The sequence below is a fragment of the Pseudomonas sp. 2957 genome (assembly GCF_031456345.1).
GTDB classification, from domain to species: domain Bacteria; phylum Pseudomonadota; class Gammaproteobacteria; order Pseudomonadales; family Pseudomonadaceae; genus Aquipseudomonas; species Aquipseudomonas siliginis.
Map to the genome: position 1 here is coordinate 446484 of NZ_JAVDUL010000003.1, position 26634 is coordinate 473117.

The window sequence follows — 26634 nt, forward strand, 5'->3', positions numbered from 1 at the left end:
TCTGCTCGCGAAGGCGTCGTGTCAGAAAGGCATGTGCTGGCTGACATAACGTTTTCGCGAGCAGGCTCGCTCCCACATTGGTTATTGGTGACGTTGAAACAGCTCAGTTCAATTGCAGGGTTTCATTGAACTGACTGATCGCATCCACCACATGCCGCGAGCCTTGCTGAATCTCGAGGATCACCTCGCCCGCCTCGTTCGCCAGTTCCACGCCCAACCCGGTGCGGCTCAGACTCGACTGCATGCTCGACACTGCGCTCAGCGACAGGTCGTGGTTCTTGCGCACCACGTCGACAATTTCCAGAGTGGCCTGACTGGTCCGCGCGGCGAGGCTGCGCACCTCATCGGCGACAACCGCGAAACCGCGTCCATGTTCACCGGCGCGCGCCGCTTCGATCGCGGCGTTGAGCGCCAGCAGGTTGGTCTGATCGGCAATGCCGCGAATGGTCTGAACGATGGTGCCGATGATGTCCGACTGTTTGCTGACCGCATCAATGCTCACCGCCGCTTCGTTCAGATCGCGGGAAATGTCCTGAATGATCTGCACGGTCTGCTGCACCACCTGTGAGCCTTTCTGCGCGCAGGCGTCGTTTTGCACCGAGGTACTGTGGGCCGATTCCGCAGCGTTCTGCAGAGTGGTCATTTGCCGAGTGATGTCGCTGGCGAACTTGACCACTTTGTACAAGCGGCCCTTGGCGTCGAACAGCGGGTTATACGAAGCCTCCAGATAAACCATCTGCCCGGACTTGTTCTTGCGCTCGAAACGGTGCGAGTGATATTCGCCGCGATTGAGCGAAGCCCAGAACGCTTTGTATTGCGCGGATTCGGCTTCGGCGCGGTGACAGAACAGGCTGTGGTGCTGGCCGACAATTTCTGGGTGCGCGTACTGCATGGTCTGCAAAAAGTTGTCGTTGGCGCGGATGACATTGCCTTCGGGGGTGAACTCGATCACCGCCATGGAACGGCCGATCGCCGCGAGCATGGCTTCTTCTTCATGTTCTTTGTTGATGCGTGCGGTGATGTCCGCCGCAACCTTGATGACACTTCTGACCTGTTTGTCGGGACCGAATACCGGCATGTAACTGGCTTCAAGCCAGATTTCCCGGCCACTCTTGTTCAGACGCAGGAAAGTACCGCTGAGCGGTTCACCACGGGCCAGGTCGCGCCACAACTTCGCGTAGTCCTCGCTGCGATAAAAGCTTTCTTCGCAAAAGATCCGATGGTGTTTGCCGCGCACTTCATCGGCGCTGTAGCCCATGGTCTTGCAGAAGTTCTCGTTGGCGTCGAGAACGATGCCGTCCGGAGTGAACTCGATCATCGCCATCGAGCGGCTGATCGCTTCGATTTTCGCGTTGGCCTCGGTCAGCGCACAGCTGAAGCGCTCGATTTCCCGCAGGTCAGCCTTGTGATGTAGGTTGAACATGGTTGTATCACCTTCCGCGCGTTCTTTTGATTTGATGAAAGTTCAGGTCTTGCAAGATCCATCACTACGTTCCACAGAACAGGCACACGTCTTCCCCCACGGGAGGAAGTTGTCAGGTGATAAATGATGATCAATCGGATGCGCCGTGCAGCGACGCTCTGATCAAGACATCCTTTTCTTGATAGCCCGCATGCGGGCCAGCCCTAACGCGTAGAAGAACTTCCATTTAAGTGACGCTCCTTGTTGGTTCAGTGTTGGTGCCTTGAATTGCGCACTCTGGCAGCATGAATCACGGACCAACCTGTGCCGTCGGCCTGGTGGCATGACGGTCGACATGGTTAGTTACCTGCAAGCATAGCCACCGGGACGCCGGGCGCAAGGCCACTAGTCGGCCAGTATCTGGCACTTTTTGCACAAGAAACGGTTCAGCGCAGGGAAACAGTGCGGTGAAAACGGACGTTTTCGCCAGCGAGGCGGGAGCCCGTGAACCGGGCTTCCGCATGGTTTGATCAATGGCCGAAAATATCGACCTTCTTGGCTTTCTTCTCCGCGCGTTTTTCAATCGCGGTCTTGGCCGGCTTTTTCTTCGCGGCTTTCTTTGAATCCATACCTTTGGACATGATCGGTACTCCACTCACAGGGGTGTGAGTTCAGGTATACACCTATCCCGAAGCGCGCGTTCTTTTATAATCGGCGCTTTTCGCAGCGACAGCCCGAATCATGTCCGACATCCACTACAGCCAGCTCGACGAATCGTTGTGGCCGCTGATGAACAAGTTCTACCGCAGCCACCAGTCGTCTATGAAAGCCGTGCGCGAGGCGCAGCTGTGGGTGGCAAGGCGCGGCGAGATCGTTGCGGCGCTGTGTCTGCGGCCAGTCTCGGGCGGACACTGGCTGACGGGGTTGTTTGTTGATCCGCAGTATCGGGAACAAGGTGTCGCTGCGCAGTTGATCGCAGCGGCGGTTGCCCAGGTGGACGAGCCGGTGTGGCTGTTTTGCCATCCGGATTTGCGCGGGTTTTATGAGCGGCGTGGGTTCAGCTTCGATCCGCCACTGCCGCAGGCGATGGCCGAGCGGTTGAGCCGGTACGCGCGGAGCAAGCCGATGATTGCGATGGGGCTCAATCCCGCAGATTTACGCTGAAACCCTGTGGGAGCGAGCCTGCTCGCGAATGCGGTGTGTCAGCGCCGAATTTGGTTCTGATACTCCGCGTTCGCGAGCAGGCTCGCTCCCACAGGGGTTGATGGTGTTCTGACAATCAGTCGTCAGCGTTCGGATCAAGATCCGGAAACAGCACTTCGGTAAAGCCGAACTTGCTGAAATCGGTAATCCGCGACGGATACAGCCGGCCGATCAGGTGATCGCATTCATGCTGCACCACCCGTGCATGAAACCCCGAGGCCACTCGCACGATCGGCTCGCCCTTCGGATCAAAGCCTTCGTAGCGAATCTGCTGATAGCGCTCCACCGCGCCGCGCAGGCCCAGCACCGACAGACAACCCTCAAAGCCCTCTTCCATCAACGGATTCAACGGTGTGATCAGCGGATTGATCAGGATCGTCTGCGGCACTGCTTCGGCGTCCGGGTAACGCTCGCTGTGTTCGAAGCCGAAGATCACCAGTTGCAGGTCGACTCCGATCTGCGGCGCCGCGAGGCCAACGCCGCCGACGCTTTCCATGGTCTGGAACATGTCATCGATCAGTTGCCAGAGCTCGGCGCTGTTGAACATTTCCGGTGGTACCGGCGCGGCGATGCGCAGCAGGCGCTCGTCACCCATTTTCAGAATTTCACGAATCATGTTCGGGCTTCATCAGTGTCCGGCTTGAGCGAATGATCGCGGCCCAGGCCCGAGACGTGTTGTTTGGGGGATTCGTCAGGCTCGCCAGGGGCTTTTTCGCCCTTTTCCTTGCCTTCGGCGGACATGTGCTCGATCACTGCATTCATCTCCGCGCCGAGCAACAGGACTGCGGAGGAAATGTAGAAATACAGCAAGAGCACGATGATCGCCCCGATGCTGCCATACATCGCGTTGTAGTTGGCGAAGGTTTTCACGTAGAAGGCAAAACCCAGCGAGGCGAGGATCCACACCACCACAGCCAGCACCGAACCTGGGGTGATAAAACGGAATTCCTGTTTGACGTCGGGCATCACGTAATAGATCAGCGCCACCGCGACCATCATCAGAATCACGATCACCGGCCAGCGGGCGATCGTCCACACCGTGACGATGAAGTATTCCAGTCCCACTTGTGCGGCAATCCAGCCCATCACCTGCGGCCCGAGCACCATCAGCGCAGCAGCGATCAGCAGCATGCCGGCGATGCCGACGGTGTAGACGATCGACAACGGGAAGCGCTTCCAGATCGGCCGGCCTTCGACCACGTCGTAGGCGGCATTCATTGCGCTCATCATCAGGCGCACGCCGGCGGACGCGGTGTACAGCGCGATCACGATACCGATGGACAGCAGGCCACCCTTGGATTGCTGCAACTGGTCGATCACCGGGTTGACCTGCTCCAGTGCCTGCGGTGGCAGCACCAGTTCAGATTGCAGACGCAGCCAGGAAAAGAAGTCCGGCAGATGCAGGAAACCGATCAGGGCAATCAGGAAAAGAATGAACGGGAAGAGCGAGAACAGCATCTGGTAGGCCAGCGCCGAGGCGTAGGTCGACATTTCGTCATCGACGAACTCAGTGACCGTGCGCACCATCACCCGGTGCAGGGGCAGACCTTTCATGTCCGGAAATATCATTCGCGTCTCCTTGCGCCGCAAAAGGTTGAAGTCGTGGCGACTCAGGGGCCGTTTTTTACCTCAAGGTAGCCTACTTAGCGATCCTTCGGCGGATGACCGCAGGGTTCTGATACAAAAACGGCCATCCTTGGATGGCCGCTCGTGTGATTCGTTCAAGGCTCGCTTACGCCTTGTCGACGCCTTTTTTCACAGCGTCCTTGGCGTTGCCAACCGCTTGCTGGGCTTCGCCTTTTTTCTCTTGAACCTTGCCTTCGGCGCGCAGCTTGTCGTTGTCAGTGACCTTGCCGACGCCTTGCTTGACGTTACCGACGGCTTCGTTGGCCATGCCTTTTACTTTATCGCCTGTGCTACTCATGGTGTTTCTCCGTGATGCATATAGGGAAGAAAAGTCATTACGTAACGATTGACCGGTGCGCTTTGCGCCGAGTTTCATTTATTTTGCCGGCATTTCGTCGTGGCGCGCAGGTTGCGCTTTATGTTTGCCGGCGTTGCCCCGAGAATGCTCAGCCTACGGGCGTCGCGCCCGGCACACCGATTCGCAGGAATGTCATGAAGCTCAATAAAACCCAGGCCATCGCCCGTCGCAACCAGGAACTGGGCGGCGCCGTGCTCGGCACCAACAACTGTCACTTCGCCGAACTGAACCGTAACCGCAATATCTGGTGGTTCGACCTGCCGGTGTCGCGCTTGGCCATCGGTCAGTACGAGTGGATTCACTTGCTGCTGCACACCCCGGCCACCGATGAGTTGCTGCACCTGAAAGTGCCAACGGTATTCCTGCGCGAAAAGCTCGAAGGGCTGGTGATTCGCAACGAAGGCAAGCGCAAGGCGGCGCTGAGCCTGGAATTGAGTGCGGACAAGGATTCTTATCTGCAGGACATGCGACCGGCGGGGACCAACGTGAATTTTGCGCCGTTTCGTCAGTAGGATTTGTGGCGTCAGCCCTTCCCCTCACCCTAGCCCTCTCCCAGAGGGAGAGGGGACCGACCGGGTTGTTCTTACGGAATACGCCGACCTGAAATATCGAGCCGAACTCAGGTTCTGAAAAGTTTGAAGATCGGCTCCCTTCCCCCTCGCCCCCTTGGGGGAGAGGGTTGGGGTGAGGGGGTAGGATTTACCAGACGCTGCAAATCACCAATCTTTCCCAACAAAAAGCCCCGCATCTGCGGGGCTTTTTATTTACGCGGCAGACTTGGCCTTGATCTTCTTCAGCTCTTCATCCCGCAACTCGCGGCGCAGGATCTTGCCGACGTTGGTGGTCGGCAGCGCATCGCGGAATTCCACCGAGCGCGGCACTTTGTAGCCTGTAACGTTGGCGCGCATGTGGTCCATGACCTGCTCTTTGGTCAGGGTCACGCCCGGTTTGGCGACGATGAAAATCTTGATCGCCTCACCCGATTTCTCGTCCGGCACACCGATCGCCGCGCACTGCAACACGCCCGGCAAAGTCGCCAGCACGTCTTCCAGTTCGTTCGGATAGACGTTGAAGCCAGACACCAGAATCATGTCTTTCTTGCGATCGACGATGCGCATGTAGCCGTCCGGCTGGATCAGCGCGATGTCACCGGTTTTCAGCCAACCGTCGCTGTCGAGCATTTCATCGGTGGCTTCCTGACGCTGCCAGTAGCCCTTCATCACTTGCGGGCCTTTGACGCACAGCTCGCCGATTTCGCCCAGCGGCTGCTCGACACCGGCATCGTCGATGACTTTGCACAGGGTCGACGGCACCGGAATGCCGATGGTGCCGATCTGGATGTGCTGAATCGGGTTGACCGTGGCCACCGGGCTGGTTTCGGTCATGCCGTAGCCTTCGCAGATGGCGCAACCGGTCACGGCTTTCCAGCGCTCGGCCGCCGCCAGTTGCAGGGCCATGCCGCCGGACAGGGTAACTTTCAGCGCGGAGAAATCCAGCTTGCGGAAACCTTCGTTGTTGCACAGCGCCACGAACAGCGTGTTCAGACCGACGAAACCGCTGAACTTCCACTTCGACAGTTCCTTGACCATCGCCGGCAGGTCGCGTGGGTTGCTGATCAGGATGTTGTGGTTGCCGATCAGCATCATCGCCATGCAATGAAAGGTGAACGCATAGATGTGATACAGCGGCAGCGGCGTGATCAGGATCTCGCAGCCTTCGTTGAGGTTGGAGCCCATCAGCGCCTTGCATTGCAGCATGTTGGCGACCAGGTTGCGGTGCGTGAGCATCGCGCCCTTGGCCACGCCGGTGGTGCCGCCGGTGTATTGCAGCACCGCGACATCGCCGCTGTCCGGGTTCGCTTCGGCCACTGGCTGGCCGTGGCCCTTGCTCAGGACGTCGTTGAACTTGATGGCTTTGGGCAAGTGATAGGCCGGGACCATTTTCTTCACGTACTTGATGACGCTGTTGATCAGCAGGCGCTTGATCGGCGGCAGCAAGTCGGCGACTTCGGTGACGATGACGTGCTTGACGCCGGTTTTCGGCACCACGGCTTCGGCCAGATGCGCCATGTTCGCCAGGCACACCAGCGCTTTGGCGCCTGAGTCATTGAATTGGTGTTCCATTTCCCGCGCGGTGTACAGCGGGTTGGTGTTGACCACGATCAGCCCGGCGCGAATGGCACCGAAGACCGCGACAGGGTATTGCAGGACGTTGGGCAGTTGCACGGCGATTCGATCGCCGGGCTGCAAGTCGGTATGCTGTTGCAGATACGCGGCAAAGGCACCGGACAGCTCGTACAGCTCACCGTAGGTGATTGTCTTGCCGAGGTTGCTGAAAGCCGGTTTGTTGGCGAAGCGTTGGCAGGATTGCTTCAACACTGCCTGAATGTTCGGATACTCGTCTGGATTGATCTCGGCTGCGATTCCAGCCGGGTACTTATCCTTCCAAAAGTCTTCGATCATGGAAGCCCACTCCTCAGCAACGCGAATTCTTCACCGCATTTGATGCGATTATTATTGGTGTGTGTTTTGTATTGGTGAATCCGGCGGTTTACAGGCCGAGAAGTCACAAAGCGCGCCGAGAGTAGCAGCTTTGCCAAGGGTCGACCAGAGCCAAAAGAGGCCCCTACAGTCATATTGATGACTCAAGACTTGCCAGCGGTCATTTTAGAGCAAAAATCCTATCAAGCCGTGAAAGCCCCGTAGTCATGGGGTGTAAAAGCAAAGATCGCAGCCTTCGGCAGCTCCTGCATTAGGAATGCGTTTCCTGTAGGAGCTGCCGAAGGCTGCGATCTTTTCGCTCGTAACCTTTATGCGATATCCCGCAACTCGCGCCGCAGAATTTTCCCTACAGGCGTCATCGGCAACGACTCACGCAACACGATGTGTTTCGGCACCTTGTAGGCGGTGAAATTCTCTTTGCAGTACGCCTTCAGCTCTTCCAGGCTGACCCCGGTTTCCCGCGCCACCACAAACAGCTTCACCGCCTCCCCCGAACGTTCGTCCGGCACGCCGATGACCGCGCAGTTAGCGACTTTCGGGTGGGCCATGACCACGTCTTCGATTTCGTTGGGATAAACGTTGAAGCCGGAGACGATGATCATGTCCTTCTTGCGATCGACGATGCGCACAAAACCGTCCGGGTCGATCACGGCGATATCGCCGGACTTGAACCAGCCCTCGGCGTCCAGCACTTCGGCGGTGGCTTCGGGTTTGTTCCAGTAGCCCTTCATGATCTGCGGGCCTTTGATGCACAGCTCACCGCGCTCGCCCAGCGGCTGCTCGACGCCGTCATCATTGATGATTTTCACCAGCGTACCCGGCACCGGCAGGCCCACCGTGCCCAAGCGCGATTGGTCGCCGTAAGGGTTAGTGCAGGCCACCGGCGAGGTTTCGGTCAGGCCGTAGCCTTCGGTGATACGGCAACCGGTCATCTGCTCCCAGCGCTCGGCGGTGGCCTTGACCAGCGCGGTGCCGCCGGAGTTGGTCAGCTTCAGGCTGGAGAAGTCCAGGGTCTTGAAATCGGGATGATCCATCAGCGCAACGAACAAGGTGTTCAAACCCAGCAGCGCCGAGAAACGCCAGTTCTTCAGTTCCTTGATGAAGCCGGCGATGTCGCGCGGATTGGAGATCAACACGTTGTGGTTGCCGGACACCATCATGCACATGCAATTCGCAGTGAAGGCATAGATGTGGTACAGCGGCAGCGGCGCAATCATCACCTCCTGGCCTTCGCGCAACAGCGGTTGACCGTCCGGGCCGAGCTGAGCCAGACAGGCGCGCACCTGCTGCATGTTCGCCACCAGATTGCCGTGGGTGAGCATCGCGCCCTTGGCCAGGCCGGTGGTGCCGCCGGTGTATTGCAGCACGGCGATGTCATCGAGGCCGACGTTCAGCGGCTTGATGCCCAGACCACGCCCCATGCGCAGCGCGCTTTTGAACGAGGTCGCTTGCGGCAGCGAATACTCGGGAACCAGTTTCTTCACTTTGCTGACCACGGTGTTGACCAGCCAGCCTTTGGCGGTGGGCATCAGGTCGCCCATCTTCGCTTCGATCAAATATTGGATGTCGGTGTCGGGCAGCACTTCCTGGACTTTCTGCCCGAACAGATTCAGGTAGACCAGCGCGCGTGCGCCGGAATCCTTGAACTGGTGGCGCATCTCGCGCGGCGTATAGAGCGGGTTGGTGTTGACCACGATCAGCCCGGCGCGCAGCGCGCCGAACACGGCAATCGGATAATGCAGGACGTTGGGCATCTGCACCGCAATGCGATCCCCCGGCACCAGATCGGTATGGGCCTGCAGGTAACCGGCGAACGCCGCACTCTGGCGTTCGAGTTCGGCGTAGGTCAGGGTGATGCCCATGCTGCTGAACGCCGGGCGGTCAGCGAACTTCTTGCAGGAACGCTCAAACACTTCGATGACCGACTTGAACTCGCCCATGTCGATGTCCAGCGGTACGCCGGCCGGGCGTTTGTCATTCCAGAAATCAGGTTGCATTGTTCTTGTCCTCTTTACCTGAGCCGATCCGGGAGCCGCTTTCTGTCGTTTCTGCTTCGTCCATGGAAGGCGAAAAGCACAAAGCGGAGCTTCACGGACACTAGCAGCTATGGCCATTGAGGCAAATATGACGCAGGCCCTCATTGATCCCGTGAATCTTCCAGCCGTGGCGTGAGCTGATCAGACGCGCTATACACTGTGGCGATGCTGAGCAAAGGAATCGCCATGACCCACGACACCTTCTGGCTGGACGCGAGTGACCGCAGCCGCCTGTACGTCAACCGCTGGCTACCGGCCACGCCATTGAAAGCGGTGATTCTGCTGGCCCATGGCATGGCCGAACACAGCGCTCGCTACGCGCGGCTCGCCGACACGTTTTGCGACAAAGACTATGGCGTGTACGCCCCGGATCTGCGCGGCCATGGTCGCACCGCTGACAACGGCACCCTTGGCCATTTCGCCGATGACGATGGCTGGTGCAAGGTGGTTGGCGATCTGGCCAGCCTCAACCAGCACATCGGCCAGCAACATCCCGGCGTGCCGATCATCCTCCTCGGCCACAGCATGGGCAGCTATCTGGCGCAGGCGTATCTGCTGCACCACAGTGCCAGTCTGCACGGGGCGATTCTCAGCGGCTCGAATTATCAGCCAGTGACCCTCTATCGCATGGCTCGACAGATTGCCCGGCTGGAAAAACTGCGCCAGGGCGGCAAGGGCCGCAGCGCGTTGATCGAGTGGCTGTCGTTCGGCTCGTTCAACAATAAATTCAAACCGGTGCGCACCCGTTTCGACTGGCTGAGCCGTGATCCGGCCGAAGTCGACAAGTACGCCGCCGACCCGTTATGCGGCTTTCGCTGCACCAATCAGCTGTGGATCGACCTGCTCGGCGGCTTGCAGCAAATCAGCAAAGCGTCCAATCTCGCGCAGATCGACCCGGGCCTGCCGCTGCTGGTGATTGGCGGCGAATGTGATCCGGTGAGCGAGGGCAAGCGTCTGACAGATCTGGCCAATGCCTTGCGCAGGGCCGGCAGCCAGCATCTGCAACTGAAGATCTACCCGCAGGCCCGGCACGAATTGTTCAATGAAAGTAATCGCGACGAAGTGACCGCCGATGTGCTCGCCTGGATCGACCAGGCCCTGAGCCACCGGCGCCCGCAGCGCAGCGAATAATTTTTTGTGGATTGACTGAAATCCGTCACAGGAATCGAAACCGATGACCCAGGTTACCAACATCCCTTACGAAGCCCTCGAAGTCGGCCAGACCGCCAGCTACAGCAAGACTGTCGAAGAGCGCGACATTCAGCTGTTCGCCGCGATGTCAGGCGACCACAACCCGGTGCACCTGGACGCCGAGTTTGCCGCCGCCAGCATGTTCAAGGAGCGCATCGCCCACGGCATGTTCAGCGGTGCGCTGATCAGTGCAGCGGTGGCCTGTGAATTGCCTGGGCCGGGCACCATTTATATCGGTCAGCAGATGAGCTTTCAGAAGCCGGTGAAGATCGGCGACACGCTGACAGTGCGCCTGGAGATTCTGGAGAAACTGCCGAAATTCCGCGTGCGCATTGCCACTCGCGTATTCAATCAACGTGATGAGTTGGTGGTGGATGGTGAAGCGGAGATTCTCGCGCCGCGCAAACAGCAGACGGTGACGTTGCCGACATTGCCGGCGATCAGTATCGGCTGATGGATTGTAGGGTGTCAGGTAGATTGCTGCCCCCTCACCCCAGCCCTCTCCCCCAAGGGGGCGAGGGGGAAAGGGAGCCGATTTCCTGGCTTTCCAAATCCTGAGTTCGACTGGATATTTCACATCGCTGTAACTTTCAAGAACACCTCGGTCAGTCCCCTCTCCCTCCGGGCGGTCCGACGTTTCGGGAGGGCTAGGGTGAGGGGCTTTTCGCCAGGCACAAAAAAACGCCAGACAAGCTGGCGTTTTTTTTCAGCCGACTAACTCTTACGAGCTCGCACGAGCCTGGTTGCGCAGGGCTTTCACCTGGTCGTGGTTGCGTTGTACGCCGTGATATTGGCGTTCAACCAGATCACGAATACCCACCAGGTTGTGCTTGGTGATTTTCTCGAGGGCTTCTTTGTAGGCCTTCAGTGCGTGGTCTTCACCGCGCTCTGCTTCGTTCAGCACAGCCTCTTCGTCTTTACCGGTGAACATGGCCTTGACATCGACCCAGCGACGGTGCAGATCACCGCTGACGCTGGTCGAGGTTTCCGGATCGCCGCCCAGCGAACGTACCTGAGCCTGCAGCTCGGCTGCTGCGGTGGCGCAATCAGCGGAGCGAGTCACGAACAGGGTTTTCAGTTCTGGGTGCTTGATGTCTTCAGCGCAAGTCTTGAACCCTTCCTGACCGTCCTTGCAGGTTTCAATCAGGTCATTGAGTACAGAAATGGCTTCTTTTTTCATGTCGGTCATTTTTCAATTCCTTGCGATGGGTTGAAGATGCAAGGGATATTGCAGTGTGCGTGCCAGCTTTTTGATCGGATAAAAATCCTTTATTTTCAACAAATTACGAAAGATTGAACCATCTGTATGCTGGTTTTTTGCATGATCTGTCATTTGGCCTGCATGCAGAATGCCTGTATTTTCCAGGCTGTGATGTGAATCGATGAAGCGTGCTGATGAATCCGGAAAAACTCGAACTGCTGATTACCCGCGAAATGCCCTTCGGCAAGTACAAAGGCCGAATCATTGCCGACCTGCCCGGCCCCTATCTGAACTGGTTCGCCCGTGAAGGCTTTCCCCACGGTGAACTCGGTGGCCTGCTGGCGCTGATGCAGGAGATTGACCATAACGGCCTGTCCGACCTGCTCGAGCCGCTGCGCGCCAAACACGGCAAACCCGCCCCGCGCCACTGACGCGCCCTTCCCTCTTGAGCCTTGCCGACCATGCCTGACAACACCCGCCGCGCCCGTGACGAAGCCTTCTGGCAAACCTTTGCCGACCGATACGATGTGCAGCCCGGCCCGGTCAATCTGGAAAACGGTTACTTCGGGCGCATGTCGCGCACAGTGATCGAGGAGTACCAGCGCAACATCGAGCTGATCAACGCCAGCAACTCGATTTATGCACGCCAGCGCTTTGAACAGCACGACAACCTTGAGATCCGCGCGCAACTGGCCGAACTGATTGGCGTGCGCGCGCAAAGCGTGGCGCTGACGCGCAATGCCACCGAAGGCCTGCAATCGCTGATCCGCAATTACAATCGTCTGCAACCAGGTGATCAGGTACTGATCTGCGACCTCGAGTACGACACGGTCAAGGGCGCCATGCGCTGGCTGGCGAAGCTGCGTGGCGTTGAGGTCATCGAGATTGCCCACCACCATCCCGCCAGTTTCGACAGCCTGCTCGAAACCTACCGCGAGGCGTTCGTCCGCCATCCAAAACTCAAACTGATGGCCCTGACCCACGTCACCCATCGCACCGGTCTGGTTATGCCCGTGCAAGCCATCGCCGCGCTGGCCAAAGAGCATGGCGTCGACATCATCCTCGACGGTGCCCACGCCCTCGGCCAGATTGAATTCGACCTGCAAGCGTTGGGCATCGCTTTCGCCGGTTACAACCTGCACAAATGGATCGGCGCGCCGCTGACCCTTGGCTTCATCTATATCGCCCCGCAGCGTCTGGCTGATATCGATCCGGACATGGGCGAGATGCATTACCCGGTCAGCGATATTCGCGCGCGGACCTCGTACAGCACGCCGAACATCCCGGCGCTGATGACCTTGCCGCTGGTGTTCGAAGAGCACGACGCGCTCGGCGGCGCCGCCGCCAAAAGCCCACGCCTGAGTTACCTGCGCAACCTGTGGGTCAGCCGGGTCCGGCACCTGCCGGGCATCGAGGTGCTGACGCCGGACGACCCGCAACTGTATTGCGGGATCACCGCGCTGCGCTTCACCCGGCATGCCGATCAGCAGGCCATGGCCGAGCGTCTGCTCAGCGAATTCAACCTGTTCACCGTGGTGCGCACCGGCGCCGTGTGCGGGCCGTGCATTCGCATCACCCCGGGGCTGACCACCACGGCTGGCGAGATGGAGCAGCTGGTTCGGGCGCTGGACCAACTGCGCTAGAACGGCGCTCCGGAGTTTTTTTCGTAGCCTTCCAGGCCAAGCTGCGACGACACGGCAAAGGTGTCGATGCCGAGGGTCTGGCAGGCGAAAGCACCGTCTTCAAGATCCGCGCCGGCGATCGGCTGCAACACCAACCGCAAGGCGTCCTCGGCGGCACCTTCACAGCCGCAGCGGCCTGGGACGTGCAAGGTGCCGGCCCAGGCCTCGTGGTGAGCTTGCGCTCCTGCTTCGTCGCCGGGAATGAATACGTTCAGCTTCAGGCAAGCAGCGCCGTGCGCCAGTCGGTCCGGATAGACACTGGTGAAACGGACGATGCCATGGCTGTCGGTCGATTGACTGCCGCCCAGGCTGGTGTCGCCATCGACACGCTGTTGAATGCGCACCAGCGCGCCGATGACCGGCTCGCTGGTCATCGCATCGACCAGCGACAGACGCAGGACCAGCGGCAAGCCTTGGACACCTTGGCTGATATTGCGCACTTGAGATTCAGCTGCGGGGCGGCCGAGGGGAAGTTGCTTCGGTTGATAACGGGATTGTGGCGTAAGGGTCAGAGACTGACGGTCGTCCATGAGGCGTTCTCTCTTCCATAAGATGGACGCAGATTAACCCCGTGAAAAATTCAGCGTGCAGTAACTATGTATCGCCGCATGTATCGGCAGTTTTTTCAGCGCAAAAAAAAGGTGCGCCGACCAAGCGCACCATAAAGCCGTAAAGCACACAACGAAGTGTCGGGTAACAATCAGTCCAGCAGCGCCAGGGCCTCGGCGGTGCATTCCTGAATGCGGGCCCAGTCGCCGTTCTTGATCCACTCCGGATCAAGCATCCAGCTACCGCCCACGCACATGACGTTTTTCAGCGCCATGTAGCTCTTGATATTGGCCGGGCCGACGCCGCCAGTCGGGCAGAATTTCACCTCGCCGAACGGGCCGCCGAGGGCCTTGATTGCCGCCACGCCACCGCTGACTTCCGCCGGGAACAGCTTGAAGCGGCGATAGCCCAGACCGTAGCCTTCCATGATCCCCGAGGCGTTGCTGATGCCCGGCAACAGCGGAATCGGGCTGTCGACGCTGGCTTCGAGCAGGTCGCGGGTGATGCCCGGGGTAACAATGAACTGCGAGCCTGCCGCTTCAGCCGCCGCTAGCATGTTGCGGTCAAGCACGGTGCCGGCACCGGTCATCAGCTCGGGGCGCTGTTCGCGCAGGATCTGAATGGCCTTGAGGCCGAACTGCGAGCGCAGGGTCACTTCCAGCGCAGTCAGGCCACCGGCGGCGAGGGCGTCGGCCAGCGGCAGCACGTCCTGTTCGCGGGCGATGGTGATCACTGGCAGGATCCGCGCCTTGGCGCAGAGACTGTCGATCAGGGCAACTTTGTCCGCCATGGAAACGGTCGGGGATGGGGTTGTCATAGCGGCTGTTCCTTGGCTCATGGGCACCAGTAAATCTCTAACGTAGGTTGCAGAAACGCGCGCACCGGCATGGCCGCGACGTCATCGGATGCCAGCGCGGCATTCAGGGTGGTCAGTTTCGATTGACCGGAAATCGACAGAATCTTGTGCCGGGCCGAGGCCAGCAGCGCGCGGCTCATGGTCAGGCGCTGACGCGGCACGCTGGGCGCCAGCATCGGCCAGCAACGGCGTGTGCCATCGGCTTGCAGGGCTTCGGCGAGGTGCGGGCTGTCGGGGAACAGCGATGCGGTGTGGCCGTCATCGCCCATGCCCAGCACCAGCACGTCGATCGGCGGCAGTTCGCCGAGCAGACGATCGGCCTGTTCAGCAGCCTGCTCGACGTTGGCCGCCGCGCTGTAGAGGCTGAGGAACTGCGCCTTGGCTGCCGGGCCTTTAAGCAGATACTGCTTGAGCAGGCCGGCATTGCTGTCGGCATGTTCGACCGGTACCCAGCGTTCGTCGGCCAGGGTCACAACGACCTTCGACCAGTCCAGCTCCTGCTTGGCCAGGTGCTGGAAAAACGCTACCGGGCTGCGCCCGCCGGACACCACCAGCACCGCGTTGCCGCGCGCGGCAATGGCCTCGCTCAGTTGACTGGCAACGTTCAGCGCCAGGCCTTCAGCCAGCAGCACCGGGCTGTTGAATTCGCGGGCAGTCACACCCGTCGGCAGTTGCACATCAGATATCGCCATACCACGACCTCCCGTCCCGCGTGATCAAAGCAATGGAGCTCATCGGCCCCCACGACCCGGCCGCATAAGGCTTGGGCGCGTCGCCGGATTTCTTCCACCCGGCGATCAGCTGGTCACACCACTTCCACGCGGCTTCGATTTCATCTTTACGGACAAACAGGTTCTGATTGCCGTTCATCACTTCCAGCAACAACCGCTCGTAGGCATCGGGGATCCGCGCGCTACGCCAGGTGTCGGAGAAATTCAGTTGCAGCGGGCCGCTGCGCAGTTGCATGCCCTTGTCCAGGCCCTGCTCTTTGGTCATCACGCGCAAGGAAATGCCTTCGTCCGGTTGCAGGCGGATGATCAGTTTGTTGCTGATCTGCAGGCGCTGCTCCGGGGCGAAGATGTAGTGCGAGGGTTCCTTGAAGTGGATGACGATCTGCGACAGCTTTTGCGGCATGCGCTTGCCGGTACGCAGGTAGAACGGCACGCCGGCCCAGCGCCAGTTGCGGATGTCGGCACGCAGGGCGACGAAGGTTTCGGTGTCACTCTGGGTATTGGAATTCGGTTCTTCGAGGTAACCCGGTACGGATTTGCCTTCGCTGTGGCCGGCGATGTACTGGCCGCGCACCACTTGTGTGGTCAGGCCTTCCGGACTGATCGGCGCCAGCGCCTTGAGCACTTTTACCTTTTCGTCACGGATGCTGTCGGCGGACAGGTCGGCCGGTGGGTCCATGGCAATCAGGCAGAGCAGCTGCAACAGGTGATTCTGGATCATGTCGCGCAGCTGGCCGGCCTTGTCGAAATAGCCCCAGCGGCCTTCGATGCCGACCTTCTCGGCCACGGTGATTTCCACGTGGGAGATGTAATTCTGGTTCCACTGGGTTTCGAACAGGCTGTTGGCGAAACGCAGGGCGATCAGGTTCTGAACGGTCTCTTTGCCCAGATAGTGGTCGATGCGGTAGGTGCGGTCTTCCGGGAAGAACTGCGCGACGGCGTCGTTGACCTTGCGCGAGGACTCCAGGTCAGAGCCGATCGGTTTTTCCAGCACCACTCGGGTGTTTTCGGCCAGACCGACTTTCTCGAGGTTCTCGCAGATAGCGCCGTACACCGCCGCCGGGGTGGCGAAGTAGGCAATCATGCGCTGGCTGCTGCCGGCCAGTTCCGCCAGCGCCACGTAATCCTCAGCCTTGAGGAAGTCGACGTGCAGATAGGTCAGGCGCGCGAGGAAGCGCTCGGCCACGGTTTCGTTCAGCTCTTTGCCGACATAACGGCGCAATTCGGCGGCGATGAACGCCATGTGCTGCTGCTCGCTGCCGGGCTCACGGGCCAGCGCAATGATGCGCGTGTCCTCGTGCAGCAGGTCGGCACCGTCAAGGTGATACAGGGCAGGAAACAGCTTGCGCAGGGCCAGATCGCCAAGCGCGCCGAACAAGGCAAAGGTGCACGGTTCAACCGTAATGGAAGGCATGATGTTTGTTCTTTTATCAAGTTAAGCTACAAATACCTTTTTTCAAGGCATCACTCAAGGGAAAATGTAGTAATAACCACAACATTTTCGCAGAATACTCAATCCGAGTGGTGGTCGCCCGGACGCATCAGTAGGATAGGCCACCGTCACGGGCCATATCAAAGGCCCAATTTGCATAGCCCGACGCAACTCTGCGTCGGTGAATCAGGAATTCCATATGGACCGCGTGCGAAATTTACTGGAACAGATCCAGAGTCGCCTTGAAGAGCTGAACAAGGCCGAACGTAAGGTCGCCGAGGTGATCCTGCTCAATCCGCAGCAGGCCACCCGCTTCAGCATCGCCGCCCTCGCCCAGGCCGCCTCGGTGAGCGAACCGACGGTCAACCGTTTCTGCCGCTCGTTCGGTGTCAGCGGCTACCCCGAACTCAAGCTGCAATTGGCGCAGAGCCTGGCCAGTGGTGCGGCGTATGTCAGCCGCGCGGTCGAGGCCGACGACAATCCCGAGGCGTACACCCAGAAGATCTTCGGCAGCGCCATCGCTTCCCTGGACAGTGCTTGCCAGGCGCTCGACCCGAACCTGATCAGCCGCGCCGTCGACCTGTTGATCCAGGCCCGGCAGATCCACTTCTTCGGCCTCGGCGCTTCGGCCCCGGTGGCGCTGGATGCGCAGCACAAGTTCTTCCGCTTCAACCTCGCTGTCACTGCTCACGCCGATGTGCTGATGCAGCGGATGATTGCCTCGGTGGCGCACACCGGCGAGCTGTTCGTGATCATTTCCTACACCGGGCGTACCCGCGAACTGGTGGAAGTGGCGCGAATCGCCCGGGAGAACGGCGCTTCGGTTTTGGGCCTGACAGCGGAGAATTCACCGCTGGCCAAGGCCAGTACTTTGAGCCTGAACATTCCGCTGCCGGAAGACACCGACATTTATATGCCGATGACCTCGCGGATCATTCAGTTGACCGTGCTGGATGTGCTGGCAACGGGAATGACCTTGCGCCGTGGCGTGGATTTCCAGCCGCATCTGCGCAAGATCAAAGAGAGCTTGAATGCCAGCCGGTATCCGGTTGGGGATGAATTCAACTAAAGATCAAAAGCCCCCTCACCCCAGCCCTCTCCCGGAGGGAGAGGGAGCCGACCGAGGTGTCTTGCGCGGTACATCGACCTGAAATATCCAGTCGATTATGGATTCAGAACTGCACTTTCACGTCGGCGTAATTCTCGAGCATCCCCCATTCGGTCCCCTCTCCCTCTGGGAGAGGGCTAGGGTGAGGGTATCGGTGTACTTGACGCACTAAGCCGTCGCCCACGCCTGCAAACTCAAATGCGCCTTCTCCCCCGGCGCCAAGTGCAGGCTGTCCGTGCCGCCCGCCGCTGCTTCCACGCAGACGAATTCGGAAATCTCGTCCCAACTTACCCCCAGCAACGGCCGCGCGCCGGGATGCCAGACGACGGTGTCGCCGCTGTCACCGGTATCGATGCACAACTCGCGCTGCCAGGCGTGATCCTTGAGCTGCAATTCGCCGTCATGCTGGAACACCCGCTGACAGCCGCCATCGACCCGCAACTCGCCTTCCTGCTGGCAAACCTGGCGATTCAACTGGTCATAACCCTGCGCGCCTTCGAGCCCAGACAGCGCTATCTCACCGACATCACCAATACGCCAGTAAGCGTGCAAAGCCTGGCTCAACTGGCACGGCATGTCGTCCTGATGCTCGGTGCTCAGGCGTAATTCCATGCGTTCGCCCAGGTGCGCGTGCAGGTCGACCTGCCAATCGCACAGCTGCAGTTGCCAGTGCAGGCGCACGCCGTCTTCGGCGCTGCTGCTGTTGAGCAGTTTCCAGTCGAGCAGTCGCGCCCAACCATGGGACGGCCAGGCGTTTTCGCTCGGATGACGGCCATACCACGGCCAGCACACCGGCACGCCACCGCGAATCGCGCCGACATGCGGCCACTTCGCCGCGCACCACAACCACGGCTTCTGCCCACGCGGCTGAAAGTGCAGCAACTGCGCACCCTGCCGACTGAACACCGCCTGACACAACGGATGATCGATCACCAGCACATCGCGCATCTGATAGCGCTCCCAGGCGAACACCGGTCGTTCACGCAGGGATTTGAAGAAGCGTTGCAGCGGATGCTCATGCATTGGCTACGGTCCTGAAAATCATGGGGGTACAATTACCTTTGTGACCCTTGAATACTGTGGCGAGGGGATTTATCCCCGTTCGACTGCGAAGCAGTCGCAAACCTGGAAAACGGCCTCTCGCTGATACACCTCAGTGGATGGTTTTGGAGCCGCTTCGCAGCCCAGCGGGGCGGTGCGACGTTTCGCTAAATCCCCTCGCCACAAAAAGCTCTCCAGCCACAAAAAATCATCAAGCAACACATCTGACCTGTGTCACAAAAAAAAGCGGACAGCCTGGGCTGTCCGCAAAATGCGCACATAGAGAGGAGCTTATCGCAGACGCGTTAGAACGTTGACTGAATTTTCAGGCCAGCGACCAAAGCGTTATCGACTTCATCCACACCGCCCGGATGGGTGATGTATTGCAGGTTGGGACGCACGGTCAGCCAGTTAGTGACGTGGATGCCGTAGTTGAGCTCGTAGTTGTACTCGGTCTCACGAATCGGCGAGAACGCGGCGTTGTCGTAGTCGGACACACCGTTGGCAGCGTTCAGCAGTTCAGCGTTGCGCTTGACGTCCTTGTTGACGTGGATACGCGCCGCGCCGATACCGATGTCATCCTTCGGACGCGCGTCGAACGGGCCTTTGTAGACAAACATCACCGACTGGTAGTTGTCGATGAAGTTGGTGTCCTTGTCGTGGAAGGTCGCGTTGGCGGCGATGTTCAGACCGCGAGTCGCATCACCGTTGTGGCTGGTGAGTTGCTGTTGCGCAACGAACCAGTAACCGCTTTTGCTGTTGTGCGACTTGTAGTCATCACCGGTGGTTGCCGCATCGAGACCGTTGACGTCTTCGCGAACGTCGTCGGCATCGGCCGTGCTCTTGTAGTAACCGACGCGGTATTCGCCCGGCAGGCTGTTGACCTTCGGCGACCAGACCAATTCAACCGGCAGCACGGTACCTTTGGTGCCGCTGCCGCTGAGCTTGAAGCCGTTGCCGTGTTCCAGTTGCGACGGGTTCTGGTTGTACGCACCGATTTGCGCGTAGAGCTCGTCGTTGATGTTGTACTTCACACGGATCGCGGCCTGGCTGACGGGCCAGTTGTACCAGATGTTGGTCGCCCAGTTACCCACTTGCGAACCGCAGAACGCCAGGTTCTGGAAGTCGCACGGGAAGGTGTTGAAGTCTTCGCCTTCGCCGAAGTAACCGGCCTTGACGTCGAGCTTGTTGTCGAAGAACTGGTGCTGAATCCACAGTTGGGTCAGACGCACCATGTGGCCACGGCCGTAGACTTCCTGCGAGGAGCTGAGGGTGCCGGCACGCGGATCGCCAACGCGGTCGTTGGAGATGTTGTAGCCGTTACGGTTGGTCAGCTGGATCTTCGCTTGGGTGTTGTCCCAGCCCCACAGTTTCTGCAGGTCGAGGGCCACGCCCAGACCGAACTGGTCGGCGTAACGCGCGGTCTTGTCGTCGTTGTAGCCGCCGTTCAGGTTGGCGCCCATCTCGCCAACGTAGTCGGCCTTGATGTCGATACCCTGCTCGATCAGCTTGGTGCGCTCACCGCCCCAGTCGCCGGTCATCCACTTGGAGTCGGAGCTGAACGCATCCGCCGCCATCGCATTACCGGCCAGCACCAGTGCAGCTGCCGCTGAAACCTGGCAGATCAACCGGGCATTGACGTGTTTCTTTTTCATCCCTACTTCCTCGTCTTTATTGTTATTAACTGTTTTTATCTAACGCGGTTTACATAAAGTGCGGTGCTCGACAGGCCGGACACCGCGTGCTCCTTTGTGGGAGCGAGCCTGCTCGCGAATGCGGTGGAACAGGCGACATCAATGCTGGATGTCAGACCGCTTTCGCGAGCAGGCTCGCTCCCACATTTGTTCCTCAGCGCCCCTTGAACTGGGCGACGTTCGCAGACCGCGCATCGGTCTGCGGTTGGCCGGCAGTGCCGAGGCGCTCGCCGGTATTGGCGTCGAACAACAACACTTTCGATGGATCGAACTGCAGCGTCAGGCTTTCGCCCACCTGCGGTGCCACGTCCGGCGCCAGTCGGCAGCAGACCTTGGTGTCATTCAGATTGACGAACACCAGCGTGTCCGGACCGGTCGGTTCAGTGACCTGCACTTCGGCACGGATGCTCGGCAGACCATTGCCCTCGCCATTCGCCAGTACGATCTGCTCCGGGCGCAGGCCGAGGATTACTTCGCGATCTTCGAGGCCGGCGTCCTGCATGCTCATCGGCAATTCGCAACGCGCCTGACCGCTGTCGAGCAGCGCCAGCAGGCGACCGTCCTTGCGCTGCAAGCGCAGGGGGATGAAGTTCATCGGCGGCGAACCGATGAAGCTTGCGACGAACAGGTTGGCCGGGTCGTTGTAGATGTCTTTCGGCGTGCCGAACTGCTGAATGATGCCGTCCTTCATCACCGCCACCTTGTCGCCCAGGGTCATCGCTTCGATCTGGTCGTGGGTCACGTAGACCGTGGTGGTTTTCAGACGCTGGTGCATCAGTTTCATTTCGGTACGCATCTCGACGCGCAGCTTGGCGTCGAGGTTCGACAGCGGTTCGTCGAACAGGTAGATCTTCGGCCGCCGCGCCAGTGCACGGCCCATCGCCACGCGCTGTTGCTGACCACCGGAGAGCTGGCCCGGTTTGCGATTGAGCAGGTGTTCGATCTGCAACAGCTTGGCCACGCGGGCGACTTCTTCGTCGATCGCCGCCTGCGGCATCTTGCGGATCTTCAGGCCGAACTCGATGTTCTCGCGCACGCTCATGGTCGGGTACAGCGCGTAGGACTGAAACACCATGGCGATGTCGCGATCCTTGGGGCTCATGCCGCTGACGTCCTGATCACCGATCATGATCGCGCCGCCGGTGATGGTTTCCAGACCGGCGATGCAGTTCATCAAGGTCGATTTGCCGCAGCCCGACGGGCCGACGAGGATCAGGAATTCACCGTCCTTGATCGACAGTTCGATGTTCTTCAGGGTGTCCGGCAGGCCGGCCCCGTAGGTCTTGTTTACGTTGCGAAGTTCAAGCGTAGCCATGATTACCCCTTGACCGCGCCGGCCGTCAGCCCGCGCACGAAATACTTGCCTGCGACCACATAGACCAGCAGGGTCGGCAGGCCGGCGATCATCGCCGCTGCCATATCCACGTTGTATTCCTTGGCGCCGGTGCTGGTGTTGACCAGGTTATTGAGCGCCACGGTGATCGGTTGCGAATCACCGCTGGAGAACACCACACCGAACAGGAAGTCGTTCCAGATCTGGGTGAACTGCCAGATCAGGCAGACCATGATGATCGGCGTCGACATCGGCAGAATGATGCGGCGGAAAATCGTGAAGAAACCCGCGCCATCCAGACGCGCAGCCTTGACCAGCGCATCGGGAATGCTCACGTAGTAGTTGCGGAAGAACAGTGTGGTGAACGCCAGACCGTAAACCACGTGCACGAACACCAGGCCGGTGGTGGTGCTCGCCAGGCCCATCTTGCCGAGGGTGAACGAGGCCGGCAGCAGCACAGTTTGGAACGGCAGGAAGCAGCCGAACAGCAGCAGACCGAAGAACAACTGCGAACCACGGAAGCGCCACATCGACAGCACGTAACCGTTCAACGCACCGATCGCGGTGGAGATGATGACGGCCGGTACGGTGATCTTGATCGAGTTCCAGAAGTAGCCGTCAACCGTGGCCCAGGCCTTGACCCAGCCAATGCCGCTGACCACGGTCGGCCAGCTCAGCAGGTTGCCGGTGCTGATGTCTTCCGGGGTCTTGAAGCTGGTCAGCAACATCACCACCAGCGGCACCAGATACAGAAACACCGCGAGGATCAGCACCGCATAGATCGCGATGCGACTGAAGCTGATCGCAGGTTTGGCAGCGAGACTAGTCATGACGCTTGGTCCTCAGCTCGGAATACAGGTAAGGCACGATGATCGCGAGGATCGCACCGAGCATCAGAATCGCACTGGCCGAGCCCATGCCCATCTGGCCGCGACTGAAGGTGAAGGAATACATGAACATCGCTGGCAGGTCGGAGGAATAACCCGGACCGCCGGCGGTCATTGCCGCAACCAGGTCGAAGCTCTTGATCGCGATGTGCGCGAGGATCATCACCGCACTGAAGAACACCGGACGCAGGCTTGGCAGCACGACTTTCCAGTAGATGCGCGGCATGCTCGCGCCGTCGATCTGCGCCGCACGGATGATCGATTGATCGACGCCACGCAGGCCGGCGAGGAACATCGCCATGATGAAGCCCGAGGCTTGCCACACAGCGGCGATCACCAGGCAGTAGACCACGCGATCGGGGTCGATCAGCCAGTCCAGACGGAAGCCTTCCCAGCCCCAGTCACGCAACAATTTGTCCAGGCCCATGCCCGGGTTGAGCAGCCATTTCCATGCGGTACCGGTGACGATCATCGAGAGCGCCATCGGGTACAGGTAAATGGTGCGGATAAAGCCTTCGCGACGGATGCGCTGATCGAGGAACACCGCCAGCAACACACCGATCACCAGGGTAATGCCGATGAACATGCCGCCGAACACGGCGAGGTTCTTGCTCGCCACCCACCAGCGATCGTTGTCGAACAACCGCGCGTATTGCGCCAGACCGGCCCACTTGTAGTTGGGCAGGAAGGTCGAGGTGGTGAACGACAGAATGAACGTCCACAGGATGTAGCCATAGAAGCCCACCAGCACGATGAACATGCTCGGCGCCAGCACCAGTTTCGGTAGCCAGCGCTGCAATGCATCGAACGGCGAGGCCTTGCTGAACACAGCAACAGAACTCATGGGGAAATCCACAATAAGGGTTTACGAAAGCATTCCCTTGCAGGAGTGAGCCCTGTGGCGAGGGGATTTATCCCCGATCGACTGCGCAGCAGTCGCGAAATCATTACATGCGGTATTTCAGACACTGCACCGCTGCAACTTTCCGGGGTCGCTTCGCAACCCATCGGGGATGAATCCCCTCACCACAAAGGCTCACTCCTACAGGGGCCAAGCATTACTTGGCCGACTGAACTGCCGCGCCGAGTTTCTTCGCCGCATCGGCCGGGTCGGCTTTCGGGTCGTTGATGTAGTTGGTGACTACGTCAAAGAACGCGCCCTGCACCGCCAGCGTGGTCGCCATGTTGTGCGCCATGCTTGGTTGCAGGCCGCCGGACTTGGCGTCCGCGAGGAAGTCCTTGGCAGCGGTCTGCGCGCAGGAATCGAAGCCGAGCTTGTCCATGTTGTTCAACATGTCGTTGCGCACCGGGATCGAGCCTTTGTTGATGCTGAAGACTTTCTGGAAGTTCTCACCCAGCACGACTTTGGCGATGTCCTGCTGACCGGCCGCAGTGCCTGCGTCCTTCTGCTTGAACACGGCCAGCGAGTCGATGTTGTAGGTGAACGCCTTGTCGGTGCCCGGGAACGCTACGCACTCGTAGTCCTTGCCGGCGACTTTCTTGGCGGCGGTCCATTCGGACTTGGCCCAGTCACCCATGATCTGCATGCCGGCCTTGCCGTTGATGACCTTGGCCGCTTCGAGGTTCCAGTCCTGGCCTTTGCCGTCCGCGTCCATGTAGGTCGCGACTTTCTTGAGCTCAGTGAGCGCCTTGACCATTTCCGGGCCGGTCAGCGCTTTGTTGTCGAGATCGACCAGGGCTTTCTTGTAGCCATCCACGCCCATGACCGAGAGCACCACGGCTTCGAACACGGTGCTGTCCTGCCAAGGCTGACCGCCGTGAGCGAGCGGAATGAAGCCCGCCGCTTTCAGCTTGTCGCCGGCCGCGTAGAACTCTTCGAGGGTGGTTGGATTCTTGGTGATGCCGGCTTTCTTGAAGACTTCCGGGTTGATCCACAGCCAGTTCACGCGGTGAATGTTCACCGGCACGGCCACGTAATCACCGTCGTACTTCACGGTATCGGAGACTTTCTTGTCGAGCAGGCTGTCCCACTTTTCCGACTTGGCGACGTCTTTCAAAACGTCGGTGTCGAGCAGGCCGGTCGACGCCCATTCCTGGATGTCCGGGCCTTTGATCTGCGCTACGCCTGGCGGGTTGCCGGCAACGGCACGGCTTTTCAGCACGGTCATGGCAGTCGCACCGCCACCACCGGCGACAGCGCCGTCCTTCCAGGTGAAACCGTCTTTTTCGACTTGGGCCTTGAGCACATCGACAGCGGCTTTCTCGCCACCGGAAGTCCACCAGTGCACGACTTCGACCGAACCTTTGGAATCGGCGGCGGAGACACTGAGCGGCAGGATTGCGAGCGGGAACAGGGAGGCGACAGAAATGACAGTAGCGAGGCGAGAAATCGCATTCATTCGAGATGTACCTTTCTTGTTGTTATGCATTGCAAGTCTGGTGCTTGCGCTGCACGGAGTTTAAACAGAGCGTTTCGCTTCGCAGGTAACGAAGGGACGCGTAAATGTCACGACATGGTTACACAGCAACAGGCCGGGACGACTGCGCCAAAGCCGTGGCCATGCTTGGCGCCAGCGGCAATCGTGGAATCAGCACAGCCTGCCAGGCGTGATACAGATCGGGCTTGCCCGGCCAGATATCGGCACTCGGCAAATTCTGCGGATTGAGTTCGTGGTGCCAACTGCCGTTGCAACGATCGATGAAATTCGTCTCACAGAATTCCCAGAACAGTCGGTACCAGGTTTCGTATTGCGCATCGCCGGTGCGTTTGAGCAAGGCGCTGGCGGCGGCGCTGGCTTCGGCGTGCGTCCAGTGCAGGCGATGGCGAACCACGGCCTGGTTATCCCAGTCGAGGGTGTAGACGATGCCCGGCGCGCCATCGACATTCCAGCCGTGGCGGCAATTGTTTTCGAAGAGTTTTTGCGCATCGAGGGCCAGCCAGCCCGGCGTGAGCATGCCGGCCTGCACTCGCGCGGCTTCAAGATGCAGGAGCAAGCGCGCCCATTCGAAACCGTGGCCCGGCGTGGTGCCGTAAGGACGGAAACCGTCGGCGGGGTTGTCGTGGTTGTATTCGCGCAGCGGTTGCCAGTCGCGATCGAAGTGTTCGATGACCATGTAACCGTTGGCCGCAGCGTGGCCATGGATCACCCGCTCGACGATGCGCTGGGCGCGCACCAGCCAGCGCGGATCTTCAGTGACATCGGCCAGCGCGAGGAATGCTTCGGTCGCGTGCATGTTGCTGTTGGCGCCGCGATAGGCTTCTTCTTCGCTCCAGTCGCGGTTGAAGAATTCGCGCATGGCGCCCTCTTCTTCGCTCCAGAAATAAGTGTCGATGATGTCGATTGCGTCATCGAGCAAGGCTTGGGCGCCGGGCCGTTGCGCGACCGCGGCGGAGCTGGCGGCGAGTGCGACAAAGGCGTGCAGATAGGCGTTCTTGCCGGTGTTGTCGTCGCGGTGTTCGGCAACTGCAAACCAGCCACCGTGCAGCGCGTCACGCAGCGGCCCGCGCAACGCGGCGATACCGTGGTCGACCAGCTCGGCAAATCCCGGCAGGCCCTGAATGTGCGCCATGGCGAAGCTGTGGGTCATGCGCGCGGTGTTCATGGTCTCGGCTTGTGCGTGCGCAGGCAAACGGCCGCGTTCGTCGAGGTTGCCGAAGCCTTCGGACAGTCGTGATGCCTTGGCGAAATCCAGCAGACGCAGGCCTTCGGCGGCAAGCCATTGCTGGTGGACAGGGGCATTCAGCCAACTGCTGAAGTCTGGGTGAAAGGTGTCCATGGAGTGACCCTTTTTTGTTGTTAGGACTGCGGGCAGTCTAAACAACGGGCCGGGGCGGGCTTGTA

At 59.7% G+C, this 26634-nt stretch carries 25 protein-coding genes and 1 pseudogene; 7 read left to right on the forward strand and 19 right to left on the reverse strand.

Annotation, left to right across the window (positions count from 1 at the left end):
- Nucleotides 1-103: 103 nt before the first annotated feature.
- Entirely contained in the window at nt 104-643 is a 540-nt protein-coding gene (locus tag J2Y39_RS26510) for a methyl-accepting chemotaxis protein (RefSeq protein WP_223259141.1), read from the reverse strand.
- Nucleotides 644-649: 6 nt separating this feature from the next.
- A pseudogene (locus J2Y39_RS26515) lies at nt 650-1423 on the reverse strand (PAS domain-containing protein); the annotation flags it as partial.
- 720 nt (nt 1424-2143) lie between these two features.
- Here J2Y39_RS26515 and J2Y39_RS12525 point away from each other — a divergent pair.
- Nucleotides 2144-2566, forward strand: coding sequence for a GNAT family N-acetyltransferase (locus J2Y39_RS12525; RefSeq protein WP_310217912.1), 423 nt, complete (start codon nt 2144-2146; stop codon nt 2564-2566).
- Nucleotides 2567-2681: 115 nt separating this feature from the next.
- Here J2Y39_RS12525 and def read toward each other — a convergent pair whose 3' ends face one another.
- From def to J2Y39_RS12540, 3 genes are all read right to left on the reverse strand, one after another.
- Complete coding sequence (gene def, locus J2Y39_RS12530) at nt 2682-3221, reverse strand: peptide deformylase (protein ID WP_310217915.1); 540 nt, start codon at nt 3219-3221, stop codon at nt 2682-2684.
- Nucleotides 3218-4174 carry a YihY/virulence factor BrkB family protein gene (locus J2Y39_RS12535; RefSeq protein ID WP_150637508.1) on the reverse strand — a complete coding sequence of 319 codons (957 nt, stop codon included), beginning with the start codon at nt 4172-4174 and terminating at the stop codon, nt 3218-3220. Before J2Y39_RS12535 ends, def begins: the two co-directional genes overlap by 4 nt.
- Nucleotides 4175-4337: 163 nt before the next feature.
- Nucleotides 4338-4529 (reverse strand): CsbD family protein, encoded by a 192-nt coding sequence (locus tag J2Y39_RS12540; protein ID WP_041479186.1) that lies wholly within the window; start codon nt 4527-4529, stop codon nt 4338-4340.
- 194 nt (nt 4530-4723) lie between these two features.
- On the opposite strand from J2Y39_RS12540, the gene J2Y39_RS12545 reads away from it, so the two are divergent.
- Nucleotides 4724-5101: a hypothetical protein gene (locus J2Y39_RS12545; protein ID WP_016775519.1), complete on the forward strand. Its 378-nt coding sequence runs from the start codon at nt 4724-4726 to the stop codon at nt 5099-5101.
- A gap of 252 nt (nt 5102-5353) precedes the next feature.
- On the opposite strand, the gene fadD1 is transcribed toward J2Y39_RS12545, so the two are convergent.
- The gene (gene fadD1 / locus J2Y39_RS12550; RefSeq protein ID WP_024014053.1) at nt 5354-7051 is read right to left on the reverse strand and encodes a long-chain-fatty-acid--CoA ligase FadD1; all 1698 of its coding nucleotides are present in this window, start codon (nt 7049-7051) and stop codon (nt 5354-5356) included.
- Between the two features lie 347 nt (nt 7052-7398).
- A complete protein-coding gene (fadD2, locus tag J2Y39_RS12555; RefSeq protein ID WP_039758096.1) occupies nt 7399-9087 on the reverse strand; it encodes a long-chain-fatty-acid--CoA ligase FadD2 in 1689 nt (562 codons plus the stop codon).
- A 225-nt stretch (nt 9088-9312) separates the two neighbouring features.
- Here fadD2 and J2Y39_RS12560 point away from each other — a divergent pair, with 225 nt between their 5' ends.
- Both J2Y39_RS12560 and J2Y39_RS12565 read left to right on the forward strand, forming a co-directional pair.
- Nucleotides 9313-10257 (forward strand): alpha/beta hydrolase, encoded by a 945-nt coding sequence (locus tag J2Y39_RS12560; RefSeq protein ID WP_310217926.1) that lies wholly within the window; start codon nt 9313-9315, stop codon nt 10255-10257.
- Between the two features lie 43 nt (nt 10258-10300).
- Nucleotides 10301-10771, forward strand: coding sequence for a MaoC family dehydratase (locus tag J2Y39_RS12565; protein WP_003227420.1), 471 nt, complete (start codon nt 10301-10303; stop codon nt 10769-10771).
- Between the two features lie 267 nt (nt 10772-11038).
- Here J2Y39_RS12565 and J2Y39_RS12570 read toward each other — a convergent pair whose 3' ends face one another.
- A complete protein-coding gene (locus J2Y39_RS12570) occupies nt 11039-11506 on the reverse strand; it encodes a PA2169 family four-helix-bundle protein (RefSeq protein WP_252868142.1) in 468 nt (155 codons plus the stop codon).
- A 206-nt stretch (nt 11507-11712) separates the two neighbouring features.
- Between J2Y39_RS12570 and J2Y39_RS12575 the strand changes: the two genes are divergently transcribed.
- Entirely contained in the window at nt 11713-11949 is a 237-nt protein-coding gene (locus J2Y39_RS12575; RefSeq protein ID WP_003227425.1) for a DUF3820 family protein, read from the forward strand.
- Nucleotides 11950-11979: 30 nt separating this feature from the next.
- A complete protein-coding gene (locus J2Y39_RS12580; RefSeq protein WP_310217930.1) occupies nt 11980-13161 on the forward strand; it encodes an aminotransferase class V-fold PLP-dependent enzyme in 1182 nt (393 codons plus the stop codon).
- Here the strand turns inward: J2Y39_RS12580 and J2Y39_RS12585 are convergent.
- The 4 genes from J2Y39_RS12585 to zwf form a co-directional block, all read right to left on the reverse strand.
- Nucleotides 13158-13730 carry a hypothetical protein gene (locus J2Y39_RS12585; RefSeq protein WP_217853017.1) on the reverse strand — a complete coding sequence of 191 codons (573 nt, stop codon included), beginning with the start codon at nt 13728-13730 and terminating at the stop codon, nt 13158-13160. The genes J2Y39_RS12580 and J2Y39_RS12585 overlap by 4 nt on opposite strands.
- 170 nt (nt 13731-13900) lie before the next feature.
- Nucleotides 13901-14566 (reverse strand): bifunctional 4-hydroxy-2-oxoglutarate aldolase/2-dehydro-3-deoxy-phosphogluconate aldolase, encoded by a 666-nt coding sequence (locus tag J2Y39_RS12590; RefSeq protein ID WP_016773539.1) that lies wholly within the window; start codon nt 14564-14566, stop codon nt 13901-13903.
- Nucleotides 14567-14583: 17 nt separating this feature from the next.
- Nucleotides 14584-15297 carry a 6-phosphogluconolactonase gene (gene pgl, locus J2Y39_RS12595; protein WP_310217938.1) on the reverse strand — a complete coding sequence of 238 codons (714 nt, stop codon included), beginning with the start codon at nt 15295-15297 and terminating at the stop codon, nt 14584-14586.
- Entirely contained in the window at nt 15284-16750 is a 1467-nt protein-coding gene (gene zwf / locus J2Y39_RS12600; RefSeq protein ID WP_016773537.1) for a glucose-6-phosphate dehydrogenase, read from the reverse strand. Before zwf ends, pgl begins: the two co-directional genes overlap by 14 nt.
- Before the next feature lie 226 nt (nt 16751-16976).
- Here zwf and J2Y39_RS12605 point away from each other — a divergent pair, with 226 nt between their 5' ends.
- Nucleotides 16977-17837: a MurR/RpiR family transcriptional regulator gene (locus J2Y39_RS12605; protein ID WP_169842436.1), complete on the forward strand. Its 861-nt coding sequence runs from the start codon at nt 16977-16979 to the stop codon at nt 17835-17837.
- A gap of 207 nt (nt 17838-18044) precedes the next feature.
- Here the strand turns inward: J2Y39_RS12605 and J2Y39_RS12610 are convergent, their stop codons facing one another.
- The 7 genes from J2Y39_RS12610 to J2Y39_RS12640 all read right to left on the reverse strand — a co-directional run bounded on the left by J2Y39_RS12610 (nt 18045) and on the right by J2Y39_RS12640 (nt 26569).
- Nucleotides 18045-18899, reverse strand: a complete 855-nt coding sequence (locus tag J2Y39_RS12610) for a D-hexose-6-phosphate mutarotase (protein ID WP_310217944.1) — start codon at nt 18897-18899, stop codon at nt 18045-18047.
- Between the two features lie 323 nt (nt 18900-19222).
- Nucleotides 19223-20572 carry a carbohydrate porin gene (locus J2Y39_RS12615; RefSeq protein ID WP_016773536.1) on the reverse strand — a complete coding sequence of 450 codons (1350 nt, stop codon included), beginning with the start codon at nt 20570-20572 and terminating at the stop codon, nt 19223-19225.
- Nucleotides 20573-20765: 193 nt separating this feature from the next.
- Nucleotides 20766-21926, reverse strand: a complete 1161-nt coding sequence (locus J2Y39_RS12620) for an ABC transporter ATP-binding protein (protein WP_064364972.1) — start codon at nt 21924-21926, stop codon at nt 20766-20768.
- 2 nt (nt 21927-21928) lie between these two features.
- Nucleotides 21929-22774, reverse strand: coding sequence for a carbohydrate ABC transporter permease (locus J2Y39_RS12625; protein ID WP_016773534.1), 846 nt, complete (start codon nt 22772-22774; stop codon nt 21929-21931).
- The gene (locus J2Y39_RS12630) at nt 22767-23675 is read right to left on the reverse strand and encodes a carbohydrate ABC transporter permease (RefSeq protein ID WP_016773533.1); all 909 of its coding nucleotides are present in this window, start codon (nt 23673-23675) and stop codon (nt 22767-22769) included. Before J2Y39_RS12630 ends, J2Y39_RS12625 begins: the two co-directional genes overlap by 8 nt.
- 214 nt (nt 23676-23889) lie before the next feature.
- Nucleotides 23890-25191: an ABC transporter substrate-binding protein gene (locus tag J2Y39_RS12635; RefSeq protein ID WP_024014061.1), complete on the reverse strand. Its 1302-nt coding sequence runs from the start codon at nt 25189-25191 to the stop codon at nt 23890-23892.
- Nucleotides 25192-25309: 118 nt separating this feature from the next.
- Entirely contained in the window at nt 25310-26569 is a 1260-nt protein-coding gene (locus tag J2Y39_RS12640; RefSeq protein ID WP_310217950.1) for an AGE family epimerase/isomerase, read from the reverse strand.
- Nucleotides 26570-26634: the final 65 nt, after the last annotated feature.